The organism is Methylosinus sp. R-45379, assembly GCF_001644125.1.
In the GTDB taxonomy this organism is placed as follows: domain Bacteria; phylum Pseudomonadota; class Alphaproteobacteria; order Rhizobiales; family Beijerinckiaceae; genus Methylosinus.
Window position 1 is genome coordinate 1 of the sequence record NZ_LUUM01000042.1, and the last position, 2,225, is coordinate 2,225.

The window sequence follows — 2,225 nt, forward strand, 5'->3', positions numbered from 1 at the left end:
CAGGCGATCGGCTGCGCAACCCGGACCAGCTCCGCCGATCGCCTGTTGCTCACCCCACGCCCGCGGGCGTATCAACCGCCGGGACTCAACTCGCCGCTGGATGAAATTTCGGGGGCACGTCACCTCAGAGAGGCTCTCGACGGGCGCAGTTTCATAGTTCCGAATACCGGCTACCGCTCGCCCGACCTCCTCCTCAACCCAAGCCATTAAAGATTGGGCTCGAGCATCTGGATCAGGCTCGAATTGGCTGACCGGTCGCGTCACAACCGCAGAGTAATCTTCATATATTTCCACACATCCTTCAGGGATTTTACCGAGCCAATCGGCTGCTTTTTTCTCCCCGTATTCATCTTCGTTCATGCCGAGGCAATCGATCGAGCTCCTCACATTTGAGAGCTCCCTCGTCTGGGAAGCAGATTCCGATTGAAATATAGAACCTACTCCGCTGAGGATTCGGCTGCCTGTTGACATAATACCAGCCCCAATAGGCGTTGCCCTGTCACCCAGATTCAGGATTAGCTCCGCCGACGGGATTTTCAGATGCAATAGATGCGCTCCTTTCCCGCGCGAGCAAGGCGCGGGCGGCGGCAGCCTCTTCACGCGCGACGCGTAGTTCGTTACGAAACCGAGCAAAATCCGCCGCGGCGGACGCTTGCTGCGATTCCGCGCGATCGCGCGCCTCTGCGCACATAGCGGCGAGCGCGATGTTTTCCTCTTGCGCCTTTTTAAGGCTATCCTGAATCGCTTCATATATCTCCTTCCCCTGTCCGTACGAAGCGACTTGCGCGCTCAGCTCGGCGATCTTGGCCTCGGCGCGCGCGCAGTTCTCGCGTAACACGTCCATTTCGCGCAGCGCCGCAGCGAGAGCTAAATCCTGCTCGTGCCGCACCAAGCTTAGCGTTTCGATGTGCAAGGTCGCCACAGCATAAGCGCGCGACACATCGGCAGCGTCATCCAGGCAAGACTGCGGTGCTGTAATTTGGGCACCAGAGTGCCCGTAATTGTTTGCTGCGGAATTGAGCTGTTGCTTCAACAGTGTTAGCTCTACCACCAGTGCATCTCGTTCATTCTGCAAATTGCGCAGCACCGACCGCTCATCGCCCGCCGTATCTGCGATCCCCACTTCATGGATGGTCGCCGTGGTTGGGCTTCGCAAGGGCATATTTTCCGGCGGCACATGCTTGCCCCTGACTACACAAAGCAGATTGATACATTTACCAGCACCCGACCAGATGTCGCCGCAATACCCTGCGTAATTGCGCGGGTTGAAGGCATCAGTAACGAAATCATAAACGTCGTAGGAGAGCGCACTCATAAATTGAGAAATAGCATCGGCGTAATCCTGCGTTTCAGCCTCTATGCTAACGACGGGAGAGGCACGCTTAAGGAGCGCCCGTAAGCCTTGCAGTACGCACAGATCATGACCTTCCGCGTCAATCTTGATCAGGACCGGATCGTGTTCGATAAATAACTCATCGAGTGCGACAGCGATCCGTGGATAAGTCCCGGTGGCGTCATCGACCCCCGCATGGGCGAAATTCTCTGGGAGCGCAAGAGGATAGGTGCGGAACGACCGAATCGCGAGGTGGTCGGATAGCGCCACGTCATATGGAACGACAATATCCTGCAAGCCGGATTGCAGGACGTTGAGGCGCAGGATAAGACCATTGACGGGGTCGGGCTCGAACGCCCAGACTTTGCCTGAAGCTCCGACCTTCCGCGCGAAAGCCAGCGCATGCACCCCGATATTGGCACCAATGTCGAGGACGAAATCACCATGTTCAACATAATCGAGAAGACGCTCGATTTCCAACTGAGCCCACTCGCCGTAGAGCGCAAGCGAGCGTCCAACGTATTCATCGTGCTTAACATATATCATGTCGCCGACACGGGTTTTCGCGACATTGACCTGAGATCCCAAAATGTCGGCAACAAGAGAGGCGCCACTATTCTCGTGATCTGGCATTTTCCTAAACCGTAAGGAAGCCTCCCGGCTTTGCCGGGATGGAAGCAGGAGTAATTTATCTGTTCCAACGTCGAAATTCCCGGTCGTCAGCCTCGAAGCACACGATCAGGAAATCGGACGATAGGCCAGCGTGAAAGCTTAAGTCACACTCGGCGGAACTGCAAATGCCACGTTGTTCATTTCCACCCCAGGAAAGCGCTGAGCGGCGGCCTGCGGGGTCACGTCGTGGAAGCTCGTCTAATACCAATCCTCACTGATC

General features: G+C 56.2%; 2 protein-coding genes. Both read right to left on the bottom strand.

The features are described from left to right. On the bottom strand, positions 1–360 hold a 360-nt coding region (locus tag A1351_RS25570), incomplete at its 3' end, for a hypothetical protein (RefSeq protein ID WP_210178228.1). Between the two features lie 139 nt (positions 361–499). Continuing rightward, positions 500–1,966, bottom strand: coding sequence for an FkbM family methyltransferase (locus A1351_RS02505; protein ID WP_083967032.1), 1,467 nt, complete (start codon positions 1,964–1,966; stop codon positions 500–502). Positions 1,967–2,225 lie beyond the last annotated feature (259 nt).

What these genes read in the sequence shown, in the direction of transcription:
- A1351_RS02505 (WP_083967032.1), bottom strand. Translation starts at nt 1,966, where the DNA reads ATGCCAGATCACGAGAATAGTGGCGCCTCTCTTGTTGCCGACATTTTG.